Origin of the sequence: Enterobacter cloacae complex sp. 6730903, from assembly GCF_048283985.1 — a bacterium.
GTDB classification, from domain to species: domain Bacteria; phylum Pseudomonadota; class Gammaproteobacteria; order Enterobacterales; family Enterobacteriaceae; genus Enterobacter; species Enterobacter hormaechei_C.
In genome coordinates this window covers 1-425 of sequence record NZ_JBLVXX010000169.1, presented here as the reverse complement: position 1 = coordinate 425, position 425 = coordinate 1, and the positions used below count along the sequence as shown (strand labels likewise).

Genomic DNA, 425 nt, shown 5'->3' with positions numbered 1-425 from the left:
CTCCCTTATCCAGCCTCCATCCGACTGAGCCAGCGACATAGTTATTGGACTGGATGTAGTTGCCAATCTTGGCGTTGCCGATGGTGCCGTCCTGAATGAGGGTTTCCCGGATAAACACCTGCCCGTTCTGGATAACGAACGGAAGCGTAACATTACCTCCTGCCTGGTTCATGACGGCAAATCGGTCTGCCAGGAACAACACCTGCGACTGCATGCCGGATGGAGTATTCTGAACACCAATACCCATGCCTGCAGCATACTGACGACCGTTGGCATCAATAGCCACCTTAATGCTGTACATCGCATTCAGGTTATTGTTGATGTCAGCTGATACCTGAGCATTCTGGACAATAGCGGCCTGCTGGCCATTAACGGTGACCTTCAGCGAATTGATCTGAGTTGCCGAAGCCTGTGTGAAGTCAGCA

At 51.8% G+C, this 425-nt stretch carries 1 protein-coding gene; it reads right to left on the bottom strand.

The window, feature by feature from the left end:
- Window positions 1-425: DUF1983 domain-containing protein (locus ACNQ0W_RS25395; RefSeq protein WP_417933308.1), on the bottom strand; the 425-nt coding region annotated here is incomplete at both ends.